We start from the raw sequence: 22,221 nt of genomic DNA on the forward strand, positions 1-22,221 counted from the left end.
CAGTTCGCGCGATAATCTATGGCTCACACCCGTACACAGTGCCCAGCCATGCTTGATCCAGCCCTTCTTCGCCAGCAGCCCGCCGAACTTGCCGAACGCCTGCGCAGTACGCGCGGCTACGTGCTGGATGTGGCCGCCTTCGAATCGTTGGAGGCTGACCGCAAGCGCATCCAGGTGCGCACCCAGGAGCTGCAGAGCCTGCGCAACAGCCGCTCCAAGTCGATCGGCCATGCCAAGGCCAAGGGCGAGGATGTGTCGGCGATCATGGCCGAAGTGGCCGCGTTCGCTGATGAGCTGAAGAGCTCCGAGGCGCAGCTTGACGTGCTGCGCGAGCAGATCGAGACCCTGTCGATGGGTATCCCGAACCTGCCCGCCGCCGATGTGCCGGCCGGCAAGGACGAGAGCGAGAACGTCGAGCAGCTGCGCTGGGGTACCCCGCGCGAGTTCGATTTCCCGGTGCTTGACCATGTAGAGCTGGGCGCCCGCAACAACGGCCTGGACGCGGAAACCGCCGCCAAGCTGTCCGGTGCGCGTTTCACCGTGCTGCGCGGCTCGATTGCCCGCCTGCACCGTGCGCTGGGGCAGTTCATGCTGAACCTGCACAGCAACGAGCATGGCTACGAAGAAACCAATGTACCGGTGTTGGTGAACGCCGACTCGCTACGCGGCACCGGCCAGCTGCCCAAGTTCGAGGAAGACCTGTTCAAGACTGCGCTGGGTGAATCCACGCGCTACCTGATCCCGACCTCGGAAGTGCCGCTGACCAATATCGTCCGCGACGAGATCATCGACGCCGAGCGTCTGCCGCTGCGCATGACCGCGCATTCGATGTGCTTCCGTTCCGAAGCCGGCAGCGGCGGTCGTGACGTGCGCGGCATGATCCGCCAGCATCAGTTCGAGAAGGTGGAGCTGGTCAGCGTCTGCGCCGCCGAAGACAGCGAAGCCGAGCACCAGCGCATGACCGGCTGCGCCGAAGCGGTGCTGCAGAAGCTGGGCCTGCCGTACCGCAAGGTGCTGCTGTGCACGGGAGATATGGGCTTCTCGGCGATCAAGACCTACGATCTGGAAGTCTGGCTGCCGTCGCAGCAGACCTACCGTGAGATCTCCTCGTGCTCGAACTGTGGCGATTTCCAGGCGCGCCGCATGCAGGCACGCTGGCGCAGTCCCGCCGGCAAGCCGGAGTTGCTGCACACCCTCAATGGCTCGGGCGTGGCCGTAGGCCGGGCGATGATCGCGGTGATGGAGAACTACCAGAATGCCGATGGCTCGATCACCATTCCCGAAGTGCTGCGCCCATACATGGGTGGCGCTGAACGCATCGCCTGAGCGCAGGCTGTGTAGTGCCGAGCCATGCTCGGCAACGGCCTGCCCGATAACGCGTCGGCACTCGTGCCCACAAGGCATCTGATCCTTGTGGGAGCGGTGTAAACCGCGAAGCTAGATCAGCTGGAATTGCAGAAAAGCCCGCAATCGCAAGGATTCCGGGCTTCGCGGCTCACGCCGCTCCCACAAAAGCGGGCAGCCAAGCACTGGTAGTGTCGAGCCATGCTCGGCAGAAGCCTGCTCGATGGCGCTTCAATCGCTACCCCCAACGCTGCAAAGCTGTAGCGCCTTGTAGGAGCGGCATCAGCCGCGAAGCCAGCAGCGCAGCAATTGCACGAAAACCGTCGACCACAAGGATCGCCAGCTTCGCGGCTGACGCCGCTCCTACAACAGCGTGCCGCCCCCGGACGCTTTGGCCTTCAAAAATGAATGGCCGTCGACAGCGTTTGGCAACCGACACCCTGAACCTCCAATCAGGACTGTTTGGGGTCTGATTTGTAAATACAGGACAAAGGTGATTAAATTTACCGGTTCGTTCCAATGATGGGCTCAATCCATGCAGGACCTCAACGACCTCTATTACTTCGCCATGGTGGTCGACCATGGCGGTTTTGCTGCCGCCGAGCGGGCGCTGGGCATTCCGAAGTCACGTCTCAGCCGGCGCATCAGCCAGCTTGAGACCGATCTTGGTGTGCGCCTGCTGCAGCGTTCCACGCGGCGCTTCGCGGTCACCGATGTCGGCATGAGCGTGCATCGGCATGCGCAGACCATGCTGGCCGAAGCACAGGCTGCACGCGAGGTCGTGGACAGGCTGAGCGCCGAGCCGCGCGGACTGGTACGTGCCAGCGTGCCGGTGTCGCTGGCGCAGATGCAGTTGCCCAAGCTGCTGCCCAAGTTCCTCGAGCAGTATCCGAAGGTGCGGCTCCAGCTGAACATCAGCAATCGCCGCGTCGACATCATCAATGAAGGCTACGACGTCGCCCTGCGCGTGCGCTCGCGCCTGGATGACGACGGCAGCCTGGTGATGCGCAGCTTCGGCCAGGTGCAGGAGCTGCTGGTTGCCAGCCCGGCGTATCTGGATCGGGCAGGGCGGCCGGCATCGCCGGAAGACCTGGGCAACCACGTCACCCTGAGCATCAGCGAAGACGAGGCGCGCCAGCGCTGGGAGCTGCACGGGCCGGGTGGTGAAGTGCGCCGGGTCGAGCTTCAGCCGCGCGTGGCTGGCTTCGATTTCCCGCTGCTGCAGGCGATGGTCAAGGATGGTTTTGGCATCACCATGCTGCCGGAAACTGTCTGCGCCGAGGCCGTGCGCAACGGCGAGCTGGAAGTGGTGTTGCCGGACTGGTCGCTGCCGCAGGGCATCTGCCATGCAGTGTTCGCCTCGCGGCGCGGGCTGTTGCCGGCGGTGCGGGTGTTCATCGACTTCCTGGCCGAGCACCTGCCGACCGAACTGGAGGCTTCGCGCCTGCACTGTGGCGGTGCCTGCGAGCGGGCCAAGGAAAAGATCCGCGCGTCGATGGCCGGTTCGCTGGCAATCGAAGCTGGTTGAACAAAAAACCCCGCAGGCATGCGAGAATGCGCGCCCAGGAGCGTTATCCGGGGAAGCACTACGTTACGGGCAGATGGCCGAGCGGTTTAAGGCACCGGTCTTGAAAACCGGCGAAGGGTCAAACCTTCCGTGGGTTCGAATCCCACTTTGCCCGCCAGATATCCAGAGAAGCCGCTGACACCAGCGGCTTTTTTGTGGGTGACGGCAGGTCACCTGGCCAGCTGCTCGCAGCGGAATGACACCGGTTTCGGTCAAACCAGACAGTTCCGCTGGTAAAATGAACACAGCTTGGGGGAGCTGCGCGCCCGGGCATGCGTGGGTTCGTCGCGGCAACACCTTCAAGCGTCCGCGTTGGGATCCATGGATTTACGAAAACTTATTTTGGTGCTCACCCTGATCGGAGCACTGGTGCCGTTCGCCAACACCTTCTATGCAGGCTACACCGTGCAGCGGCAGCAGCTGGTGGACACGACGCTGGACGGTAACTACGCCTACGCGAACAAGCTGGCCAAGAGCACCGAGGACTTCCTGCAGGCGTCCCAGCTGCAACTGGCCTACACGGCGCAGCTGCTCGCGATGAAAATGGACGATGTCTCCCAGCTGGGGGAGGAAGCCGCGCGCCTGCGCATGATGAGCAAGAGCTTCAATTCCATCACCATCTTCGACGCCGGCGGCAAGGTGCTTGCGACCTCTCCCGAAACCTTGGGATTGCAGGGGCGGGTACTCAGCAGCGAGGCGGTGAAGACTGCCTTGCGTGAGAAGCGGCCGTTGATCAGCGCGCCGTACCAGTCCGCGACCGGCAATTTCATCGTCTTCATCAATCACCCGATAGTTTCGCCGTCCGGCCGCTATCTTGGTGCGATCGGTGGTGCGATCTACCTGCAGAAGGAAAACATCCTTGACCGCCTGCTCGGGCAGCACTTCTACGTGGATGGGTCCTACCTGTTCGTGGTCGACAAGCAGAAGCGCATCATCTATCACCCGAATCCGGACCGGATCGGTGATTTCGTGGAGAAAAACACCGTGGTCGACCGCGTTGCCTCGGGCCAGGCCGGGAAAGGACATGCGGTCAATTCACAAGGCGTGAAAATGCTGGCTGGCTACGCGCCGGTCGCTTCGACCGGCTGGGGCATCGTCGCCCAGCGCCCCGAGGAGGTCACGCTCGCACCCCTGACCCAGCTGATGCAGAGCACCTTGTACCGGGCGCTGCCAGCAACGATTCTGACCTTGATCCTGGTCCTGTGGAGCGCGCGGCTGATCTCGCGTCCATTGCGCTTGTTGGCCGATGGGGCGCGCAACATGGAAGATCCGTCCTCGGCCGAGGACATTGGCTCGGTGAAGTCGTGGTATTTCGAGTCGCGCGAGCTCAAGAAGGCCTTGCTGGTTGGTGTGGATGCCATCCACAAGAGCTTCAGCAAATTGCGTGAAGACACCACCACCGATCCGTTGACCAAGCTGGGCAACCGCCGTCGCCTGGAGGAAGCACTGGCGAACTTCGAGAGCCAGGGCAATACGTTCTCGGTGATCTCGATCGACATCGATCACTTCAAGCGGATCAACGACGGCTACGGCCATGATGTTGGTGACGCGGTCCTGCAGCAGCTTGCGCAGCGCATGCGCGAGGCCTGCCGCGCCTATGACGTTCCGCTGCGTGTTGGCGGCGAGGAGTTCCTGATCCTGCTGCCTTCCACCACCTCGGCAACAGCGGCGCAGGTGGCCGAGCGTCTGCGTGTGGCGGTGGCGGAGATGAAGATCGCCAAGGTCGGCGCGATCACGATTTCGCTGGGCGTGGCCAACTGGCCGCAGAGCAGTTTCGAGATAGAAGCCGTGCTGAAGGCAGCGGATGAAATGCTGTATGCATCCAAGCGCGGTGGCAGGAACCGGGTTTCGGTGCAGCAGCGTGAGAGTGCCACGACCTCATAGCACCAAGATTGCCTGTTCCAGAGATGCAGCGAGGCCGGGTATTGGTCTCGATGCGGTTTATCGAAATTACTCGAGCCGTCCAGCAGCAATGCTGGGCGGCTTTGTTTGTGGGAGCGGCGTAAGCCGCGAAGCACGCTGTTCATCAGACGACGCAGTTGCTTGGGGCCAGGCAACGTCAGCTTCGCGGCCTACGCCGCTCCCACAGGCAAATACCTGCTGCTCGGGCCGTGAAGCAGCAGGCTGTACTCATCTGCGTTACCCTTGCGCCGCTTCCATCCCTGTAGTTCCTGCATGTCCCAGATTGATCCAGCCCTCAACGACGAACAGTGGATGCGCCACGCGCTGGCGCTGGCCGATCGTGCGCAGCGCGAGTTCGATGAAATCCCGGTTGGCGCGGTATTGGTGGGCGCCGATGGCGCGTTGCTGGGCGAGGGCTGGAACCTCAATATCGCCAACCATGACCCCAGCGCGCATGCCGAAATCGTGGCCATGCGCCACGCCGGCAAGGCGCTGGGCAATCACCGTCTGATCGGCAGCACCTTGTACGTGACACTGGAGCCCTGCGCGATGTGCGCGATGGCCCTGGTGCATGCGCGCATCGCGCGCGTGGTGTTTGCCGCCACCGATCCCAAAACCGGCGCCTGCGGCAGCGTATTCGATCTGCTTGCCGACCCACGCCACAACCATCGCGTGCAGGTGCAGGGTGGGGTGCTGGCACCGGAGGCCAGCCTGCGCCTGACCAATTATTTCCGGGCCAAGCGCGGGCGCCCGCTGCTGACCCCTGGCGATCTTTGACGCAGCCCCTACCGTGGGCAGGGGTATCATGTGTGCTTCGATATTCCGGCCGCGCGGCGCTTGACCGCCGGCCCCAAGCATGAGGCAGCACATGGCGGACAACAGCGCGGGCAATGATCGGTTGATCTGGATTGATCTGGAGATGACCGGTCTGGATACGGACAACGATTCCATCATCGAGATCGCAACCGTCGTCACCGACGGTCAACTCAATGTGTTGGCCGAAGGTCCTGAGTTCGCCATCAACCATTCCCTCGCCACGCTGGAAGCGATGGACGAATGGAACCGCAACCAGCACCAGCGCTCCGGCCTGTGGCAGCGGGTGCTGGACAGCACCACCACGGTTGGCCAGGCCGAAGCCAGGACCGTTGCCTTCCTGCAGGACTGGATCAAGGCCGGCGCCTCGCCGATGTGCGGCAATTCGATCTGCCAGGACCGGCGCTTCCTGCACCGGCAGATGCCGCGGCTGGAGAAGTACTTCCATTACCGCAACCTGGATGTCTCCACCATCAAGGAACTGGCCAAGCGCTGGTCGCCTGCAGTGGCGGCCGGGGTCACCAAGACCTCCAGCCACACCGCGCTGAGTGATGTGCATGATTCCATTGCCGAGCTGCGCCACTACCGGAAGTTCATGGGCGTGCTGGCGGGTTTGCCGGAAGCAGGCTGAATCAGATGAACGAGCTTGCTCTGCGTCTGCATGACAACGCGCAGGATCTGGCCGATCTGGAACGTGCGGTAGGCTTGCTCGAGTCGCCCACGCTCACCGCCAAGATGGCCAACCTGATCGGCGGGCCCTTGGAGTTCGCGGTGCGCAAGCTGCCCAATGCGGTGTCTTCGCGCATCCAGGGTGTCACCGAGGCAGCCTTGTACAAGGCTGCGCAGACGGCACTGTGGACGATGGACGACAAACAGCCCGGCAAGCCGGCATCGCCGCGCCTGCACAAGCTGGCGGCGGCAGCGTCCGGTGCGCTGGGCGGGGCGGGCGGCCTGCCGGCGCTGGCAATCGAATTGCCGCTGTCGACCACCATCATCATGCGCGCGGTGGCCGACGTCGCCCGCAGTGAAGGTTTCGATCTGAACGAGATGGCGACCCGGCAGGCCTGTCTGGAAGTGTTTGCGTTGGGTGGCAATTCCGGCCAGGACGATGCCAGCGAGACCGGCTACTACCTGGCGCGTGGCTTCACCACCGAGGTCATGCGTCATCTGTCGGCGGAGTTGGCCGGTACTGCGATCAGCGGCAGCCACGGCGTGCTGCTCGGGTTGGGCCCGAAGGAAGCCGGCAAGTGGCTGGCCAGGATCGTCGAGAAGATCGCCGCCCGCTTCGGTGTGGTGGTCTCGGAGAAGTTTGTCGCGCAGGCGGTACCGGTGATCGGTGCGGTGGCTGGCGCGACCTTGAACACCATGTTCACCGCTTACTACCAGGACATGGCACGCGGACATTTCATCATCAAGCGGCTGGAGTCGAAGTATGGCTTCGATACGGTGAAGCTGGCCTACGGCGGGATTACCGGCCGCTTGCGTCTTTGATACGGCCTTTCCTGCGCGGGTAGTCTGCCAGGGCGTTGCCTTCACCTGTTGCGAAGCCCATTCTGGCTAGCCTGTGTCCTTCCTACGGAGCGAGGTGGTCATGAGCCAGTACAAGATCGCGGTTTTCGTCGGCAGTCTGCGCAAGGAATCCATCAACCGGCGGCTTGCGCTGGCGCTGGAGAAGCTGGCGGGTGATCGCGTCAAGTTTGACTACATACAGATCGGTGACATCCCGCTGTACAACCAGGACCACGATAGCCAGTTCCCGGCGCAGGGTACGCGCATGAAGAACCAGGTGCGTGCCGCCGATGCGGTGCTGTTCGTCACTCCTGAATACAACCGTTCGATTCCCGGCGTGCTGAAGAACGCCATCGATACTGCCTCGCGCCCATACGGCGACAACGCCTTTGCCGGCAAACCGGCGGCGGTGGTCGGCACCTCCATCGGTGCCATCGGCAGTGCCCTGGCCCAGCAGCACCTGCGCAATGTGCTGGTGTTCGTCGATCTGGCGGTGATGCCGCAGCCGGAGGCCTTCCTGCACTTCAAGGACGGGCTGATCGAAGCCGATGGCAGCATCAGCAACGATGGTACACGCGAGTTCCTGCAGGGCTTTGTCGACAAGTTCCTGATCTGGATCGAGCGCCAGCACCAGGCCTGAGGTCCCCGGCGGCAGGGCGGTGCGGATGCTGCCCATGCGATAATCCGCACCCGGCGCTGCAATGGCGTCGGGTGCTTGTTTCTGTATGCCAGCCCAACCCCCAGCCCATGCAGGCTTGGGTTGTGGACAGGTTATCCACAGACTTGTACGTATCCCGGTGGGCAATGCCCACCTACCATGGCCGCACGGCCTTATTGCAGGAATAACGCTTTTCATGTCCGCCCGTACTGGTTTCCGTTCCGACCGCGACCGCGGTGACCGCAATGACCGCTCCGATCGCAGCGAGCAGCGCATCGATGCCTTGCGTGTACCTCCTCATTCGGTAGAAGCCGAGCAGGCTGTGCTGGGTGGCCTGATGCTGGCACCCGAGGCCTATGACCGGGTCAACGAGGCGCTGACCGACAAGGACTTCTACCGGCGCGACCACCAGCTGATCTACCGCGCGATCCGCGAGCTGTCCGAGCGTGATCGTCCGTTCGATGCGGTGACCCTGGGTGAATGGTTCGAGTCGCAGGGCAAGCTGGACATGGTCGGCGACGGCGCGTACCTGATCGAACTGGCCAGCACCACGCCGTCGGCCGCCAATATCGGTGCCTATGCCGAGATCGTGCGCGACAAGGCGGTGCTGCGGCAGCTGATCCAGGTCGGCACCGATATCGTCAATGACGGTTTCCAGCCCGAAGGCCGGGACAGCGCCGAACTGCTGCAGACCGCCGAGAAGTCGGTCTTCGCAATCGCCGAACAGGGCGCGCGCGGGCGTACCGACTTCGTGGCGATGCCGGGCGCATTGAAGGATGCCTTCGAGGAACTGCGCAACCGCTTCGAGAATGGCGGCAACATCACCGGCCTGCCGACCGGTTACAACGATTTCGACGCGATGACGGCCGGCCTGCAGCCGACCGATCTGATCATCCTTGCCGCGCGTCCGGCCATGGGCAAGACCACCTTCGCCTTGAACATCGCCGAGTACGCGGCGATCAAGTCGAAGAAGGGCGTGGCGGTATTCTCGATGGAAATGTCCGCATCGCAGCTGGCGATGCGCCTGATCTCGTCCAACGGCCGCATCAATGCGCAGCGCCTGCGTACCGGCCAGCTTGAGGACGAGGACTGGAGCCGCGTCACCGGCGCCATCCGCATGCTGAAGGAAACCAAGATCTTCATCGACGATACGCCTGGCGTGTCGCCGGAAGTGCTGCGTTCCAAGTGCCGCCGGCTCAAGCGCGAGCACGACCTGGGCCTGATCGTGATCGACTACCTGCAGCTGATGAGCGTGCCGGGCAACAGCGAGAACCGCGCCACCGAAATCTCGGAAATCTCGCGTTCGCTCAAGGGCCTGGCCAAGGAGTTGCACGTGCCGGTGATCGCGCTGTCACAGCTCAACCGCTCCTTGGAAACCCGTACCGACAAGCGCCCGGTGATGGCTGACCTTCGCGAATCCGGCGCTATCGAGCAGGATGCGGACATGATCGTCTTCATCTACCGCGACGATTACTACAACAAGGAAAATTCGCCGGACAAGGGCCTGGCCGAGATCATCATCGGCAAGCACCGTGGTGGCCCCACCGGTTCGTGCAAATTGAAGTTCTTCGGCGAGTACACCCGCTTTGACAACCTGAGCCACGATTCGGTCGGTTCATTCGAGTAAGCGGGAGCTGCTGCATGTCCACCGCCATTGTCTGGTTCCGCCGCGATCTGCGGCTGCGTGACAACCCGGCGTTGCAGGCCGCGATTGAAGCCGGTCATGAGATCGTGCCGGTCTACATCCATGCGCCGCAGGAAGAGGGCGCATGGGCGCCCGGAGCGGCCTCCGACGCATGGCTGCATCATTCGCTGCAGCAGCTCGACGCGCAGTTGCGCGCCATCGGCTCGGCCTTGCTGCTGCGCAGCGGCGACAGCATGGCGCAGCTGCAGGCGTTGATTGCTGAAAGCGGCGCGGTAGCGGTCTATTGGAATCGCAAGTACGAACCTGCCACGCAGCCGCGTGACGCAGCCATCAAGCGAGGCCTGCGCGAGCAGGGTCTGCAGGTGGAAAGCCATAACGGCTATCTGCTGTTCGAACCCTGGGAACTGGCCACGCTGCAAGGTGGCCCGTACAAGGTGTTCACGCCGTTCTGGCGCAACGCGCTGACCCGTTGGCGTCTGCCTGCCTTGTCCGAAGCGCCGCGCAAGCTGAGCTCGCCAAAGCTGTCAGGCTTGCCGTTGCAGGCGCTTGCGCTGGAGCCGCGGCTCGGTTGGGATGCCGGTTTCTGGGAGCACTGGCAGCCTGGTGAGGGCGGTGCACAGGAGGCGCTGGAGGTATTCGCCGACGGTGCGCTCAATGGCTACCGCGAGCAGCGCGATCTGCCGGATCGCGCGGGTACGTCGCTGTTGTCGCCACACCTGCATTTCGGCGAGATCGCGCCGTGGCGTATCGCCCATGCGCTGGAAGGCATGCGCAGCGCTGGCCGTGATGCGGATATCGATGGCTACATCCGCCAGCTGGGTTGGCGCGAGTTCTCCTGGCATCTGCTGCACCACTTCCCGCAGACCAGTGACACCAACCTCAATCCCCGCTTCGAGCGTTTTGCCTGGGAACCGGCGCAGCCGGAGATGCTGGCGGCCTGGCAACAGGGCCGCACCGGTATCCCCATTGTCGATGCAGGCATGCGCGAATTGTGGGCGACCGGCTACATGCATAACCGCGTGCGGATGCTGGTGGGCAGTTTTCTGTGCAAGCACATGCGGATGCACTGGAAGGAGGGCGCCCGTTGGTTCTGGGACACCCTGGTGGATGCCGATCTTGCAAACAACAGCATGGGCTGGCAATGGATCGCCGGCACCGGCGCGGATGCTGCGCCGTATTTCCGCGTGTTCAATCCGGTGACGCAGGCGCAGAAGTTCGATCCCAATGCGCGCTATATCAGCCGCTGGGTACCGGAACTGGCCGCTCTGCCGCTGAAGGCACGGTTTGCGCCCTGGCAGTTCCCGCAGCTGCTGGCGGAGCTTGCACCAAGCTACCCGACCCAGCCCCTGGTGGAGCTTGCCAAGGGACGGGATGAGGCCTTGGCTGCGTACCAGCGCTGTCGCTGACACTGGCTTAACGTACAAGACAGTTAGATGAATGGACACCTGTGACGAAGGTTGAGGATCACGCAGGTAGTGCATCGCGGTGTTTATGCTTGCCCGGCAAATCCACGCTGGCCAGTCCGGCCTATCAGGAGACTCAGATGACCACCCTTACTGTTGTTCGTAATATTTCCATTGGCTTGGTGGCGGCAGCCGTCCTCTCGGCCTGTGCTACCGGTGGCTCGTATGTGCAGCAGGACCAGTACGGCAATCAGACCCAGCAGCAGAACAAGACCGGCAAGGGCGCGTTGATCGGCTCGGCCATCGGTGTTGCTGCAGGCCTGCTCAGCGGCGGCAACGCCACCGAACGTCGCCAGCGCGCAATGGTCGGTGCCGGTATCGGCGCACTCGGCGGTGCTGCAGTCGGCAACTACCAGGACCGTCAGGAACGTGCGCTGCGTGAGCGCACTGCCAATACCGGTATCGACGTGCAGCGCGATGGCGACAACATCACCTTGAGCCTGCCTGACGGCATCACCTTCGATTTCAACAAGACCACGCTGAAGCCGCAGTTCTACGGTGCGCTCAATGGCGTTGCCAGTACCTTGAGCGAGTACAACCAGACCATGATCGAAGTGGTCGGTCACACCGACAGCATCGGCACCGATGCGGTGAACAACCGCATTTCCAAGGAGCGTGCGGATGCGGTTGCGGCATACCTGACTGCCCAGGGCGTGCAACGCGAGCGCATTGAAACGCTGGGCGCAGGCAAGGCCTATCCGATCGCCGACAACAGCACCGATGCAGGCCGCGCGCAGAACCGCCGCGTCGAGATCCGCGTGATCCCGTTGCGTTCGTGATCGAAGCGGCTGCTTGATGTTGTAAACGAAGGGCCGCGCAAGCGGCCCTTTTTTTCTCCCTCCCTTGCGCCGCAGGCGTAGGGGAGGGCTGGGGAGGGGTAGTCCTGGCTGTTGTTCCGGCTTGTTGCTTCGGCTGTTGCTGTTGCTGCGGCTGTTGTTCCGGTTGTTCCGGTTGTTGCTGCTGTTGTTGTTTTGGCTTTGGCTTTGGCTTTGGCTCGCGGAAAGTCCATTGCGCGCACTGCGGAAGCAAGGGCAAAAGCAAAGGCAAAAGCAAAGCGAAAGCTACCCCTCCCCAACCCTCCCCTACGCCTGCGGTGCAAGGGAGGGGGCAGAGCCAAAGCTAAAACCAAAACCAAAGCCAAAACCAAAGCCAAAACCAAAGCTACTCCGTCACCACCACGCTGTTGCGGCCCTTGCCCTTGGCTTCATACAAGGCGGCATCGGCGCGCGCGAACCAATCCTGCCAGCGCTGCTCACCGGCATACATCGCCGCTCCTATCGAGATTGTGATGCGACCTCCTGGGCCACGCAGCGATTCATACACCGCCTTGCGCAGGCGCTCGGTGAACCGGAGCAATGCTTCATGGCTACCGGTATCGGCAAGGATCACGAACTCCTCGCCGCCAAAACGAAACACCTGGTCATTCTCACGCAGTTCAAAGCGCAGGATCGCAGCCAGGTCGGACAGGGCGGTATCGCCGGCGCCATGGCCGTAGTGATCATTGACCGCCTTGAAGTTGTCGATGTCGATCACCACCAGGCCTTGCCGGTAGCGTTCATCGCGGACGCCATCGATATGCGCCTGCAATGATTTTTCCAACGCGCGCCGGTTGGGCACGCCGGTCAATGCATCCAGCGATGCAAGCATCTCCAGGCGCGTGCGGTCGCCTTGCAGGCGGTGGGAGAAGTGGTAGCCAAAACCGAACACCAGCACGATGACGATCAGTGCTTGCAGCTGTGGGGAATCTCCCAGCAGCAGGTCTGGCATCAGCAACAGGCCGGCAACCAGTGTCAGGTTGAGCGGGGTGGCGATTTGGTTGCGGACGATGAAGAAGTTGGACATCAAGGCCAGGTAGGACCATGGCAAAGCGTCGTTGCCCAACTGCCGGGCGGAGAGCAGGCAGCCGCCCACCGTCGCCACGCATAGCAATACGCCACCCAGTTCCAACCGGGGCTTGCGCTGATGTATCCATACGCTGGCCAGCAAGGCCAGCGCCGACAACAGGCAGCTGACTCCGGCAGCAATGCGTTGCCCGTCAAACCAGAGCCAGATCGCGAAGAACAACAAGGCCAGCGTGGTGACTGGAGCAATGGTACGCAACGGCACGCTGCGCAATGCCTGCGGGAGGGACGGGTACGACTTCGTGGAAGCTTTCCGGTCCATATGGCGCGAAAGATAGCAGCGGCAATGTGTTTTCCGTATTCACCTGAATAGCGGTGCTCAGCCGCTGGCGGGCTTTGTGTAGATGGAGTACAAATGTACTCCATGACTGACCTCAGCCCGCGCCGTGCCGCCATCCTTCGCTATATCCGTGACCAGGTGAATGGGCGCGGACAGGCACCGTCATTGGCTGAAATTGCTGCTGCCTGCGGCTTGGCGTCGCGCGGCGCGGCGCGCAAGCATGTGCTGGCCTTGAGCGAGGCTGGCCTGATCGAGGTGGCTACGGGTCAGGCCCGCGGGATTCGCCCAGCGGGCCAGACCCCCCGGGCGGAGCTGCTGCAGGTGCCGGTATTGGGGCGGGTCGCGGCGGGTGCACCGATCGGCGCCGATGCGGAGCTGGTGGATACCCTGGCACTGGATGAGCGCCTGTTTGCCGCGCGCCCGGATTATCTGCTGCGGGTGCAGGGCGATTCGATGATCGACGACGGTATTTTCGATGGTGATCTGGTCGGCGTCAGGCGCAGCAGCGATGCGCGCAACGGCCAGACAGTGGTGGCGCGGCTGGACGGTGAGCTGACCATCAAGCGGCTCTCGCGCAGTGGTACAAGGCTGCGGCTGCTGCCGCGCAACCCGGCCTATGCGCCGATTGAAGTGCAGCACGATCAGGAATTCGCCATCGAGGGTGTGTTCTGTGGTCTGGTCCGGCGCGGCTGATGGGCGCGGTCGTTGCCCTCGACAGCCTGCTGCACGAACGCCGGGTCTGGCGTGGTCGGCCTGCGCCGCTGCCGGCCAGCCGTCAGCCAACGGGCTATGCGCAATTGGACGATGTGCTGCCTACCGGTGGTTGGCCGGAGTCGGCGCTGAGCGAGATTCTGTTGCCGGCCGAAGGTGTCGGTGAGTTGCAGCTGCTGTGGCCCTCGCTGGCCCGCTTGACCCAAGCCGGTGAGCGCGTGGTGCTGGTGGCACCGCCGCATGTTCCGTATGCACCGGCCTGGCAGGCGGCGGGTATCGACCTGCGCCAGTTGCAGGTGGTGCAGGCCAATGATCAACGTGATGCGCTATGGGCGACTGAACAATGCCTGCGTTCGGGTAGCTGCGGGGCCGTGCTGTGCTGGCCGCAGATGGCCGAGGACAAAGCCTTGCGGCGGCTGCAGGTGGCAGCCGAATCAGGGCAGACGCTGGGTTTTGCCAGCCGGCCGTTGCAGGCGGCAAAGAACCCTTCGCCTGCCGCCTTGCGTATCGCCATCGATGCGCAGCCAGCGCAGCTGCGGGTGTTGAAGTGTCGCGGTGGCATGGTGCCGCCGCGCCCCTTGCCTTTTTCCCGGGGGCAGTAAGCCATGCGTTGGGCCTGCATTCTATTGCCGCATCTGGCCATGGACGGCGTCCTGCGTGGCTGTGCCGAGCCGGACGCGGCGCGGGTATTGATCAGTGGGCCCAGCCAGCGGCGGGTGCTGCATGCAGTCAATCCTGCGGCGGCGGCGCTGGGGCTGAAGGCAGGGCAGTCGCTGGTGACGGCGCAGGCATTGGCAACCGGGTTTGAGATACACCCGTATGAGCCTGACGCGCAGTCGGAATGGCATCGCTTCCTTGCCGCCTGGGCGTATCAATTCAGTTCGCAGGTAAGCCTGCAGTATGCGCAGTCGCTGATCATCGAAATCGAGCACAGCCTGGCGCTGTTCGGGCCGTGGCCGAAGTTCGAGGCGCGCCTGCGGCAGGAGTTGGACGCCTTGGGCTTCCGTCATCGCATCGCATTGGCACCCAACCCGGTGGCTGCCCGCGCACTGGCCAATGCGCGCGATGGTCTGAGTGTGGATGAGGCTGGCTTGGCCGCATTGCTCGGGCAGCTGCCGGTGGCGCGGGCTGGCTTTGGTGCCAGTGCCTCGGCGGCGTTCGCACGCATGGGTATCCGCACCGTCAAACAATTGCAGGGCTTGCCACGGGCCAGCATCAACCGGCGCTTTGCGCCGGATGTATTGCGGCAGCTGGATGCCTTGCTCGGCGAGCGGGCCTTTGTACTGCAGCCGTATCAGCCGCCGGATGTGTTCGAACTGCGCATCGAGCTGGGCTATGAAGTGGAATCCTCGCAGGCCTTGCTGTTCCCGCTGCGACGCCTGACTTCGGACCTTGCCGCATTTCTTGCCGGCCGTGACGGCAGCGTGCAGCGGTTTGCGCTGTTGCTGGAGCACGAGGACCGGCCAACCACCACGCTGGAGATCGGCCTGCTGGCCGCCGAGCGTGATGCCAGCCTGTTGTTCGAGATCGCACGTAGCCGTCTGGAGCAGGCCAAGATACCGGCACCGGTGCGCCAATTCGGCCTGCGTGCCGATCAGTTGCCGGCGTTTGTGCCGGAACACCGCGAGCTGTTCGATACCCGTCCGCAGCAGAGCATGCCGTGGGAACAATTGCGCGAACGCCTGCGCGCCCGGCTGGGTGATCAATCCGTGCACGGCCTGCGCGTACATGCCGACCATCGCCCCGAATATGCCTGGCGTGGCGAGGCTGCCCCAGCTGCAGGCCCAACTACCAACAGCCTGCCGTCGCCAGCGCGGCCAGGGTGGTTGCTGCGCACGCCACAGCCTTGGCCGGGTGCAAGCCCGGAATTGTTGTCGGCGCCGGAACGGATCGAGAGTGGCTGGTGGGACGGCGATGACGTGCGTCGTGATTACTACCGGGTCAGCACACGCTTTGGCCAGCAGGCATGGGCGTGGCGCGAGGTGGGCGGCGAGGGCGGCTTCATGCTGCAGGGCTGGTTCGCATGACTGCCGCTTATGCCGAACTGCATTGCCTGTCCGCTTTCAGTTTCCAGCGCGGCGCATCGACTGCGGATGAATTGTTCGCGCGGGCCAAGGCGCATGGCTACAAAGCGTTGGCGATCACCGACGAATGCACGCTGGCCGGCATCGTACGCGCCTGGCGCGCATCCAGGGAAACCGGCTTGCAGCTGATTGTCGGCAGCGAAATCCAACTGGAAAACGGCGCCAGGCTGGTCCTGCTGGTGGAAGACGCCGCAGGCTACCAAGCGCTGTGCTGGTTGATAACACAGGCAAGGCGGCGGGCGGAAAAGGGCGAGTACCGGCTGTTGGCCGATGACCTGACGGCGATTGACCGCAGCGGCCTGCTGGCCTTGTGGCTGCCTGCGGCACAGCCGGAACCTGCCGAGGGCATGCAGTTGCGTGAGTGGTTTCCGCAGCGCTGCTGGATTGCGGTGGAACTGCACCACGGTGCCGATGACGAGGCGCGTCTGCAGCAGCTGCAGGCACTGGGCGCGCAGCTGCAGCTGCCATTGGTGGCCGCTGGCGACGTACATATGCATGCGCGCGGACGCCGGGCATTGCAGGATGTGATGACGGCCATCCGCCACCGCGTCACCGTTGCCGAGGCCGGGCAGCGGCTGTTCGCCAACGGTGAGCGGCATCTGCGTCCGTTGCAGGCGTTGCAGGCGATCTATCCAGCCCAGTTGTTGCAGCAGACGCTGTGCATCGCCGAACGTTGCGCCGGGTTCGATCTGAAAGAAGCCGTCAACTATCTGTATCCCAGCGAGGTGGTACCCGCCGGTTACACCGCGCAGCGCTGGCTGGCGGAACTGGTGACGCGTGGTGCGGGCAAACGTTGGCCGGACGGTACTCCGCCGCAGGCGCAGGCATTGATCGAAAAGGAACTTGGCCTGATCGCCAAGAAGAAGTACGCCTCGTACTTCCTCACCGTGCATGACCTGGTGGCCTATGCGCGCAGCATCGGCATCGTTTGCCAAGGGCGCGGTTCGGCCGCCAATTCGGTTGTCTGCTTCGTGCTTGGCATTACCGAACTGGATCCTTCGCACAGCCATCTATTGTTCGAGCGTTTCATTTCCGACGACCGTGATGAGCCGCCGGATATCGACGTGGATTTCGAGCATGAGCGGCGCGAGGAAGTCATCCAGTACGTGTTTTCGCGTTATGGCCGTGAACGGGCTGCCTTGGCTGCCGTGGCGACACAGTACGGCGGGCGCGGCGCCCTGCGTGATGTGGCGCGGGTGCTCGGCATGCCGGGCGACGTGATCACCCAGCTGACTTCGTGCGTCGGCCACTGGTCGGACAGCATTCCAGAGGAAGAGCGTCTGCGCGAACACGGCTTCGACCCGGATAGCCCGCTGTTGCGACGCATCCTGATACTGGCCAACGAGCTGATCGATTTCCCGCATTACCTGTCCCAGCATCCGGGCGGCTTCGTCATTTCCGAGCGTGCCCTGCACAGCATGGTGCCGGTGGAAAATGCGGCGATGGAGGCGCGCACCGTGATCCAGTGGGACAAGGATGATCTTGAAACGCTGGGCCTGATGAAAGTCGACGTATTGGCGCTGGGCATGCTCACTGCGGTGCGCCGCTGTTTCGATCTGATCGAGCGTTATCGCGGCCTGCATTTCACCTTGGCGACGATCCCGCAGGAAGACGAGAAAACCTACGCGATGATCAGTCGCGCCGATACCATCGGCGTGTTCCAGATCGAGTCGCGGGCGCAGATGGCGATGCTGCCCAGGTTGCAACCTCGCACCTTCTACGATCTGGTGATCGAGGTCGCCATCGTACGTCCCGGTCCGATCCAGGGTGACATGGTGCATCCCTACCTGCGCCGCCGTACCGGTGAGGAGTTGATCAGCTATCCCTCCAAAGCATTGGAAGCGGTGCTTGAACGCACCTTGGGCGTGCCGCTGTTCCAGGAGCAGGTGATGCAGATCGCGATGGTGGCGGCGGGCTACAACGCCAGCGAAGCCGATGGCCTGCGTCGTTCGATGGCGGCGTGGAAGCGCCATGGTGGGCTGGAGCCGCATCGGCTGAAACTCACCGAAGGGATGCTGGAGCGCGGCTATCCGCTGGCGTTCGCCGAGCGCATCTTCGAGCAGATCAAGGGCTTCGGCAGCTATGGTTTTCCGGAAAGCCATGCGGCCAGTTTCGCGTTGATCGCCTATGCCAGCAGTTGGCTGAAATGCCACCATCCAGCCGAGTTCACCTGCGCTCTGCTCAACAGCCAGCCCATGGGTTTCTACAGCCCGGACCAGCTGCTGCAGGATGTGCGCCGGCATGGCGTGGCAACGCGGCCGCTGGATGTGCGTTACAGCGGATGGGAGTGCTCGCTGGAATGGGAACGCGACAGTGAGCGATTGGCGATCCGCCTGGGCTTTTGCCTGGTGCGTGGTTTCAATGCGGAGGACGCATTGCGGATCGAACAGGCGAGGGCGCAGGCGGTGTTTACCGATATCGCCGATCTGTGCCGGCGGGCTGATCTGGATGCGCGTGCACGGGCCTTGCTGGCCGATGCCGGGGCATTGCGCGGGATGGTCGGTAACCGGCATCGGGCGCGCTGGGCAATTGCCGGCGTCGAAGACCAGCGACCGCTGTTCGACGATCAGCCGGCGACCGCCGAGGCTGATGTGGCCTTGCCGATGCCGAGCGTCGGCGAGGATCTGAACGCGGACTATGCCTTGTTGGGAACCACGCTGGAGCTGCATCCACTGGCTCGCCTGCGACGGCAGCTGAGCGCGCGACGTTGCCGCAGTTCCAGGGATCTGGAAAACATGCGCAGCACCGGCAATGTACTGGTGGCCGGTTTGGTGCGCGGCCGGCAGCGGCCGGCAACTGCCAGCGGCGTCACCTTCATCACGCTGGAAGATGAGTTCGGCCAGATCAATGTGGTGGTCTGGCGGCAGCTGGCCGAGCGGCAGCGGCAGGTGTTCCTGGAATCACGGCTGCTGCAGGTCAGTGGACGGCTGGAAGCCGAAAACGGCGTGCGTCATCTGATCGCACGCCGTCTGGATGATCTGTCGCCGCTGCTGGGCAGCCTGGATGTACGCAGCCGCGACTTCCATTGAGGCCCCGCTGAAGCGCGTTCGAAGCGTTGTTCGCAGTTACACCACGTTGAAGCTTGCCGCCAGCGTGCCGACCACCAGCACCCAACCGTCCACCAGCACGAACAGCAATATCTTGAACGGGGCCGACACCAGCATGGGTGACAGCATCATCATGCCCATCGACATCAACACGCTGGACACGACCAGGTCGATGATGACGAACGGGATGAAGATCAGGAAGCCGATTTCGAACGCGGTCTTCAGCTCGCTGGTGACGAAGGAGGCAACCAGTACCGGGAACGGGATCGCATCCGGACTGGCGTAAGGGCCTTGCCCGGCCAGGCCGGCAAAGGTCATCAGGTCGGTTTCGCGTACCTGCGCCAGCATGAAGGCGCGCAGTGGCGCGGTGGTCAGCTGCCAGGCGGTCTGGAAGTCGATCTTGCCATCGAGGTAGGGCGCCATGCCGGTGGACCAGGACTTGTCCCAGACCGGCATCATGATCATCGCGGTCAGGAACAGGGCCAGACCAAGCAGGATCTGGTTGGACGGCGTTTGACCGGTTCCAAGTGCCTGACGCAACAGGCCGAGCACGATGATGACGCGGGTGAAGGCGGTGAGCACCAGCAGCATCGATGGCAGCAAGGTGATTGCCGTCATCAGCAACAAGGTCTGCAGCGGCAGGCTGACCGGTGCACCGCCGATCTTGCCAACGTTCACATCGGGCAACGCCGGTACCTGCGGGCCGGGTGCTGCCCAGGCGAACAGTGGCAATGCCAGCAATGCCAACACGATCAGCAGCTGCCAAAGCGTGCGTGGGTTGAAGCCGCGTGGGTAAGAGCGTTGGCCCGACATCATCAGGGTTCCTTGCGCAGCTTCTGTGCCAGCAGCTGGGCGAAATTCGGTAGTTGTTTGAGATTGGGCAGGGCCGGTGCCGGTGTTTGCGGCAGCGGTTCCGGCAGCTGGTGCAAGGTGCTGATGCCACTGGCGGTGATGCCGAGCAGCAGCTGCTGGCCATTGACGTCGACCACCACCACGCGTTCCTTGGCGCCGACATTGATGCTGGCGACCACCTTCAGGCCCTCGGCCGGTCGGAACGTGCCGCCGGGCATGCGCTTGAGCAGCCAGCCCAGGCCGATGATCAGGCCCAGTACCAGCAGCAAGGTGAAGAACGCGCCGAACAGGCCGGGCGCGCTGGCCGCATGCTGGCCGACCGGCGCGGCCGCCTTGGCGGCCGGTGCGGCATAGGCGAGCAATGCGATCAACGCAGTCTCCGGATGCGCTCGCTGGGGCTGACCACATCGGTCAAGCGCACGCCGAAGCGATCATTGATGACGACGACTTCGCCATGCGCGATCAGCGTGCCATTGACGAACACGTCCAGTGATTCGCCGGCACCGCGCTCCAGCTCCACCACCGAGCCCTGGTTGAGCTGCAGCAGGTTGCGGATCGGCAGACGCGCGCGACCGACTTCCAGCGACAAGGTCACCGGTACGTCGAGGATGACGTCCAGGTCCAGATCGGTGGTGCTGCTGTTGTCGGCCTGCAGGTTGCTGAACTGTGCAGGTGTGGCGCTGTTTTCAGCTTCGGGGGAGTGGTTGTCATTCATCGGTGTTTTCCTGGATCACGGGGACGCTGGGGCGCTTCCCCGGAGGATGGGTTGCAGTGATCTTGATGGCGTTGCGTTCGTTGGACACACCAAACTCGCCGGTGAACACCGGGATGCCTTCCACGCACAGCGGCACCTGCTTGGGCATTTCGATGGGCAGCACATCGCCGATCTTCAGTCGGGTCAGCTCGCGCAGGCTCATGCGGCGCTTGGCCAGCACGCTGGACAGTTCGACTTCTGCGGTGTCCAGCTGCTCGCGCAGCATCACCGCCCAGCTTTCGTCGCGGTCGTTGCGGTCACTCTGGATGCCTGCATCGAGCAGTTCGCGGATCGGCTCCAGCATCGAGTACGGCAAGGTGATGTGGATGTCGCCACCGCCGCTGTCGAGCTCGACGTGGAAGCGGCTGACCACCACGTACTCGCGCGGGCTGACGATGTTGGCGAAGTGCGGGTTGATTTCGGAGTTGATGTAGTCGAAGTCAACGTTCATCACCGGGCCCCAGGCTTCACGCAGATCGGTGAAGGTCTGCTTCAGCAGCAGCTGGATCACGCGCATTTCGGTGGCGGTGAATTCGCGGCCTTCGATACGGGTGGGATAGCGCCCGTCACCGCCGAAGAAGTTGTCGACGATGGCAAATACCAGGGTCGGCTCGAACACGATCAGGCCGGTGCCCCGCAGCGGCTTGAAGCGGATCAGGTTGAGGTTGGTCGGTACATACAGCGAGTGCAGGTAGTCACCGAACTTGATCAGCTCGATGCCGCGCACCGACAACTCGGCCGAGCGCCGGATCAGGTTGAACAAGCCAATGCGCCACAGGCGCGCAAAGCGCTCATTGACCATTTCCAGGGTCGGCATGCGCCCACGGATGATGCGGTCCTGGCTGGCGAAGTCGTACGAACGCGCTTCACCCGGTGCCGCCTCCGGCTCGGCGGTATTGACCGAGCCGGAATCGACGCCATGCAGCAGGGCGTCGATCTCGTCTTGGGACAGCAGGTCGTTGATGCTCATCGTGGCGCCTTACTGGGTCACAAAGCTGGTGAACAACAGCTCATCGGCGCTGTTCTGGCCGGTCTCGGCCTTCATCAGCTTCTGTACTTCGGCCAGCGCGGCGGCCTGCAGTTTTTCCTTGCCCGCGCGGTCGGCGATCTGTGCCGGCTCTACCTGCGAGAACAGCATCAATAATCTGGCGCGGATGGCGGGTGCATGGGTCTGCAGCGCGGTCAGCGCGAGCGGATCACGGGTCATCAGCTGCACTTCGACCTGCAGGTAACGCGGGCCATCGACCGGGCCGCTGAGGTTGACCACGAAGGCCGGGTCCAGCGCGAAGTACTGGGCCGGCGCGGGGGTCTTGGGCTTGGCTTCCTTGCCGGCTTCGGCGTGGTCCTTGCCCTGGGTGAAATACCAGACGCCGCCACCGGCTGCGGCAGCAGCAAACACGGCGATCAGGGCAGGAACCAACAACGAGCGCTTCGGTTTGCTTGCCGCTTCCTTGTTTGGTTCAGCTTTGCGGTTTTTATCAGCGGCAACGGCCACGTGGAGCTCCTCAGGATTGCTGCCCAGTCAGATGCAAGGGCTGTGCCGGAGGAGGTGGTGACGGTCTATTGACGCGTGGTGTGGGTTCTTGTGGGAGCGGTGTAAACCGCGAAGCTGGCGATCTGTCGGATGGTCAGCTTCGCGGGTTAAAACGCAACCACAAAAACCCGGGATAGATCCCAAGTGCATTAAAGTG

General features: G+C 63.2%; 20 protein-coding genes and 1 tRNA gene. 15 read left to right on the plus strand and 6 right to left on the minus strand.

From position 1 onward, the window contains the following. The first annotated feature begins 48 nt into the window (after window positions 1–48). The 11 genes from serS (at window position 49) to AC13FW_RS08610 (ending at window position 11,680) form a co-directional block, all read left to right on the plus strand. Entirely contained in the window at window positions 49–1,326 is a 1,278-nt protein-coding gene (gene serS / locus AC13FW_RS08560; RefSeq protein WP_482988823.1) for a serine--tRNA ligase, read from the plus strand. A gap of 553 nt (window positions 1,327–1,879) precedes the next feature. Then, on the plus strand, window positions 1,880–2,872 hold the full coding sequence (locus tag AC13FW_RS08565) for a LysR family transcriptional regulator (RefSeq protein WP_282267030.1): 993 nt from the start codon (window positions 1,880–1,882) through the stop codon (window positions 2,870–2,872). A gap of 67 nt (window positions 2,873–2,939) precedes the next feature. Next, window positions 2,940–3,029 (plus strand) — tRNA-Ser (locus AC13FW_RS08570). A 227-nt stretch (window positions 3,030–3,256) separates the two neighbouring features. Further along, window positions 3,257–4,795, plus strand: coding sequence for a sensor domain-containing diguanylate cyclase (locus tag AC13FW_RS08575; RefSeq protein WP_482988824.1), 1,539 nt, complete (start codon window positions 3,257–3,259; stop codon window positions 4,793–4,795). Between the two features lie 291 nt (window positions 4,796–5,086). After that, entirely contained in the window at window positions 5,087–5,590 is a 504-nt protein-coding gene (gene tadA / locus AC13FW_RS08580; protein ID WP_482988825.1) for a tRNA adenosine(34) deaminase TadA, read from the plus strand. Window positions 5,591–5,681: 91 nt separating this feature from the next. Next, window positions 5,682–6,257, plus strand: coding sequence for an oligoribonuclease (gene orn / locus AC13FW_RS08585; protein WP_482988826.1), 576 nt, complete (start codon window positions 5,682–5,684; stop codon window positions 6,255–6,257). A 5-nt stretch (window positions 6,258–6,262) separates the two neighbouring features. Further along, window positions 6,263–7,117 (plus strand): EcsC family protein, encoded by an 855-nt coding sequence (locus tag AC13FW_RS08590; RefSeq protein WP_282267023.1) that lies wholly within the window; start codon window positions 6,263–6,265, stop codon window positions 7,115–7,117. Window positions 7,118–7,217: 100 nt separating this feature from the next. Further along, window positions 7,218–7,775: an NADPH-dependent FMN reductase gene (locus AC13FW_RS08595; protein WP_482988827.1), complete on the plus strand. Its 558-nt coding sequence runs from the start codon at window positions 7,218–7,220 to the stop codon at window positions 7,773–7,775. A 214-nt stretch (window positions 7,776–7,989) separates the two neighbouring features. Further along, on the plus strand, window positions 7,990–9,420 hold the full coding sequence (locus AC13FW_RS08600; RefSeq protein WP_282267020.1) for a replicative DNA helicase: 1,431 nt from the start codon (window positions 7,990–7,992) through the stop codon (window positions 9,418–9,420). 14 nt (window positions 9,421–9,434) lie between these two features. Then, window positions 9,435–10,844, plus strand: a complete 1,410-nt coding sequence (locus tag AC13FW_RS08605) for a cryptochrome/photolyase family protein (protein ID WP_482988828.1) — start codon at window positions 9,435–9,437, stop codon at window positions 10,842–10,844. 137 nt (window positions 10,845–10,981) lie between these two features. Then, window positions 10,982–11,680 (plus strand): YiaD family glycine zipper/OmpA-like lipoprotein, encoded by a 699-nt coding sequence (locus tag AC13FW_RS08610; RefSeq protein ID WP_482988829.1) that lies wholly within the window; start codon window positions 10,982–10,984, stop codon window positions 11,678–11,680. Window positions 11,681–12,062: 382 nt separating this feature from the next. Here the strand turns inward: AC13FW_RS08610 and AC13FW_RS08615 are convergent, their stop codons facing one another. Beyond that, entirely contained in the window at window positions 12,063–13,007 is a 945-nt protein-coding gene (locus AC13FW_RS08615; RefSeq protein ID WP_482988830.1) for a GGDEF domain-containing protein, read from the minus strand. Window positions 13,008–13,166: 159 nt separating this feature from the next. Between AC13FW_RS08615 and lexA the strand changes: the two genes are divergently transcribed. From lexA to AC13FW_RS08635, 4 genes are read left to right on the plus strand one after another with little or no spacing between them, the layout of a single operon-like run. Continuing rightward, window positions 13,167–13,775, plus strand: a complete 609-nt coding sequence (gene lexA, locus AC13FW_RS08620; RefSeq protein ID WP_482988831.1) for a transcriptional repressor LexA — start codon at window positions 13,167–13,169, stop codon at window positions 13,773–13,775. Beyond that, window positions 13,775–14,395, plus strand: coding sequence for a translesion DNA synthesis-associated protein ImuA (gene imuA, locus AC13FW_RS08625; RefSeq protein WP_482988832.1), 621 nt, complete (start codon window positions 13,775–13,777; stop codon window positions 14,393–14,395). The genes lexA and imuA overlap by 1 nt, the downstream gene beginning before the upstream one ends. Window positions 14,396–14,398: 3 nt before the next feature. Further along, window positions 14,399–15,820, plus strand: a complete 1,422-nt coding sequence (locus AC13FW_RS08630) for a Y-family DNA polymerase (RefSeq protein ID WP_296248783.1) — start codon at window positions 14,399–14,401, stop codon at window positions 15,818–15,820. Beyond that, a complete protein-coding gene (locus tag AC13FW_RS08635) occupies window positions 15,817–18,906 on the plus strand; it encodes an error-prone DNA polymerase (RefSeq protein ID WP_482988833.1) in 3,090 nt (1,029 codons plus the stop codon). Before AC13FW_RS08630 ends, AC13FW_RS08635 begins: the two co-directional genes overlap by 4 nt. Before the next feature lie 36 nt (window positions 18,907–18,942). Here the strand turns inward: AC13FW_RS08635 and fliP are convergent, their stop codons facing one another. The 5 genes from fliP to AC13FW_RS08660 are packed head-to-tail and all read right to left on the minus strand — an operon-like array spanning window position 18,943 to window position 22,025. Further along, window positions 18,943–19,740: a flagellar type III secretion system pore protein FliP gene (gene fliP / locus AC13FW_RS08640; RefSeq protein ID WP_482988834.1), complete on the minus strand. Its 798-nt coding sequence runs from the start codon at window positions 19,738–19,740 to the stop codon at window positions 18,943–18,945. Then, complete coding sequence (fliO, locus tag AC13FW_RS08645) at window positions 19,740–20,147, minus strand: flagellar biosynthetic protein FliO (protein WP_482988835.1); 408 nt, start codon at window positions 20,145–20,147, stop codon at window positions 19,740–19,742. Before fliO ends, fliP begins: the two co-directional genes overlap by 1 nt. Next, the gene (gene fliN, locus AC13FW_RS08650; RefSeq protein ID WP_282267000.1) at window positions 20,144–20,491 is read right to left on the minus strand and encodes a flagellar motor switch protein FliN; all 348 of its coding nucleotides are present in this window, start codon (window positions 20,489–20,491) and stop codon (window positions 20,144–20,146) included. The genes fliO and fliN overlap by 4 nt, the downstream gene beginning before the upstream one ends. Further along, window positions 20,484–21,500 carry a flagellar motor switch protein FliM gene (gene fliM, locus AC13FW_RS08655; RefSeq protein ID WP_282266999.1) on the minus strand — a complete coding sequence of 339 codons (1,017 nt, stop codon included), beginning with the start codon at window positions 21,498–21,500 and terminating at the stop codon, window positions 20,484–20,486. The genes fliN and fliM overlap by 8 nt, the downstream gene beginning before the upstream one ends. A 9-nt stretch (window positions 21,501–21,509) precedes the next feature. Continuing rightward, entirely contained in the window at window positions 21,510–22,025 is a 516-nt protein-coding gene (locus AC13FW_RS08660; RefSeq protein WP_482988836.1) for a flagellar basal body-associated FliL family protein, read from the minus strand. Window positions 22,026–22,221 lie beyond the last annotated feature (196 nt).

Source organism: Stenotrophomonas sp. 21LCFQ19 (assembly GCF_056861425.1).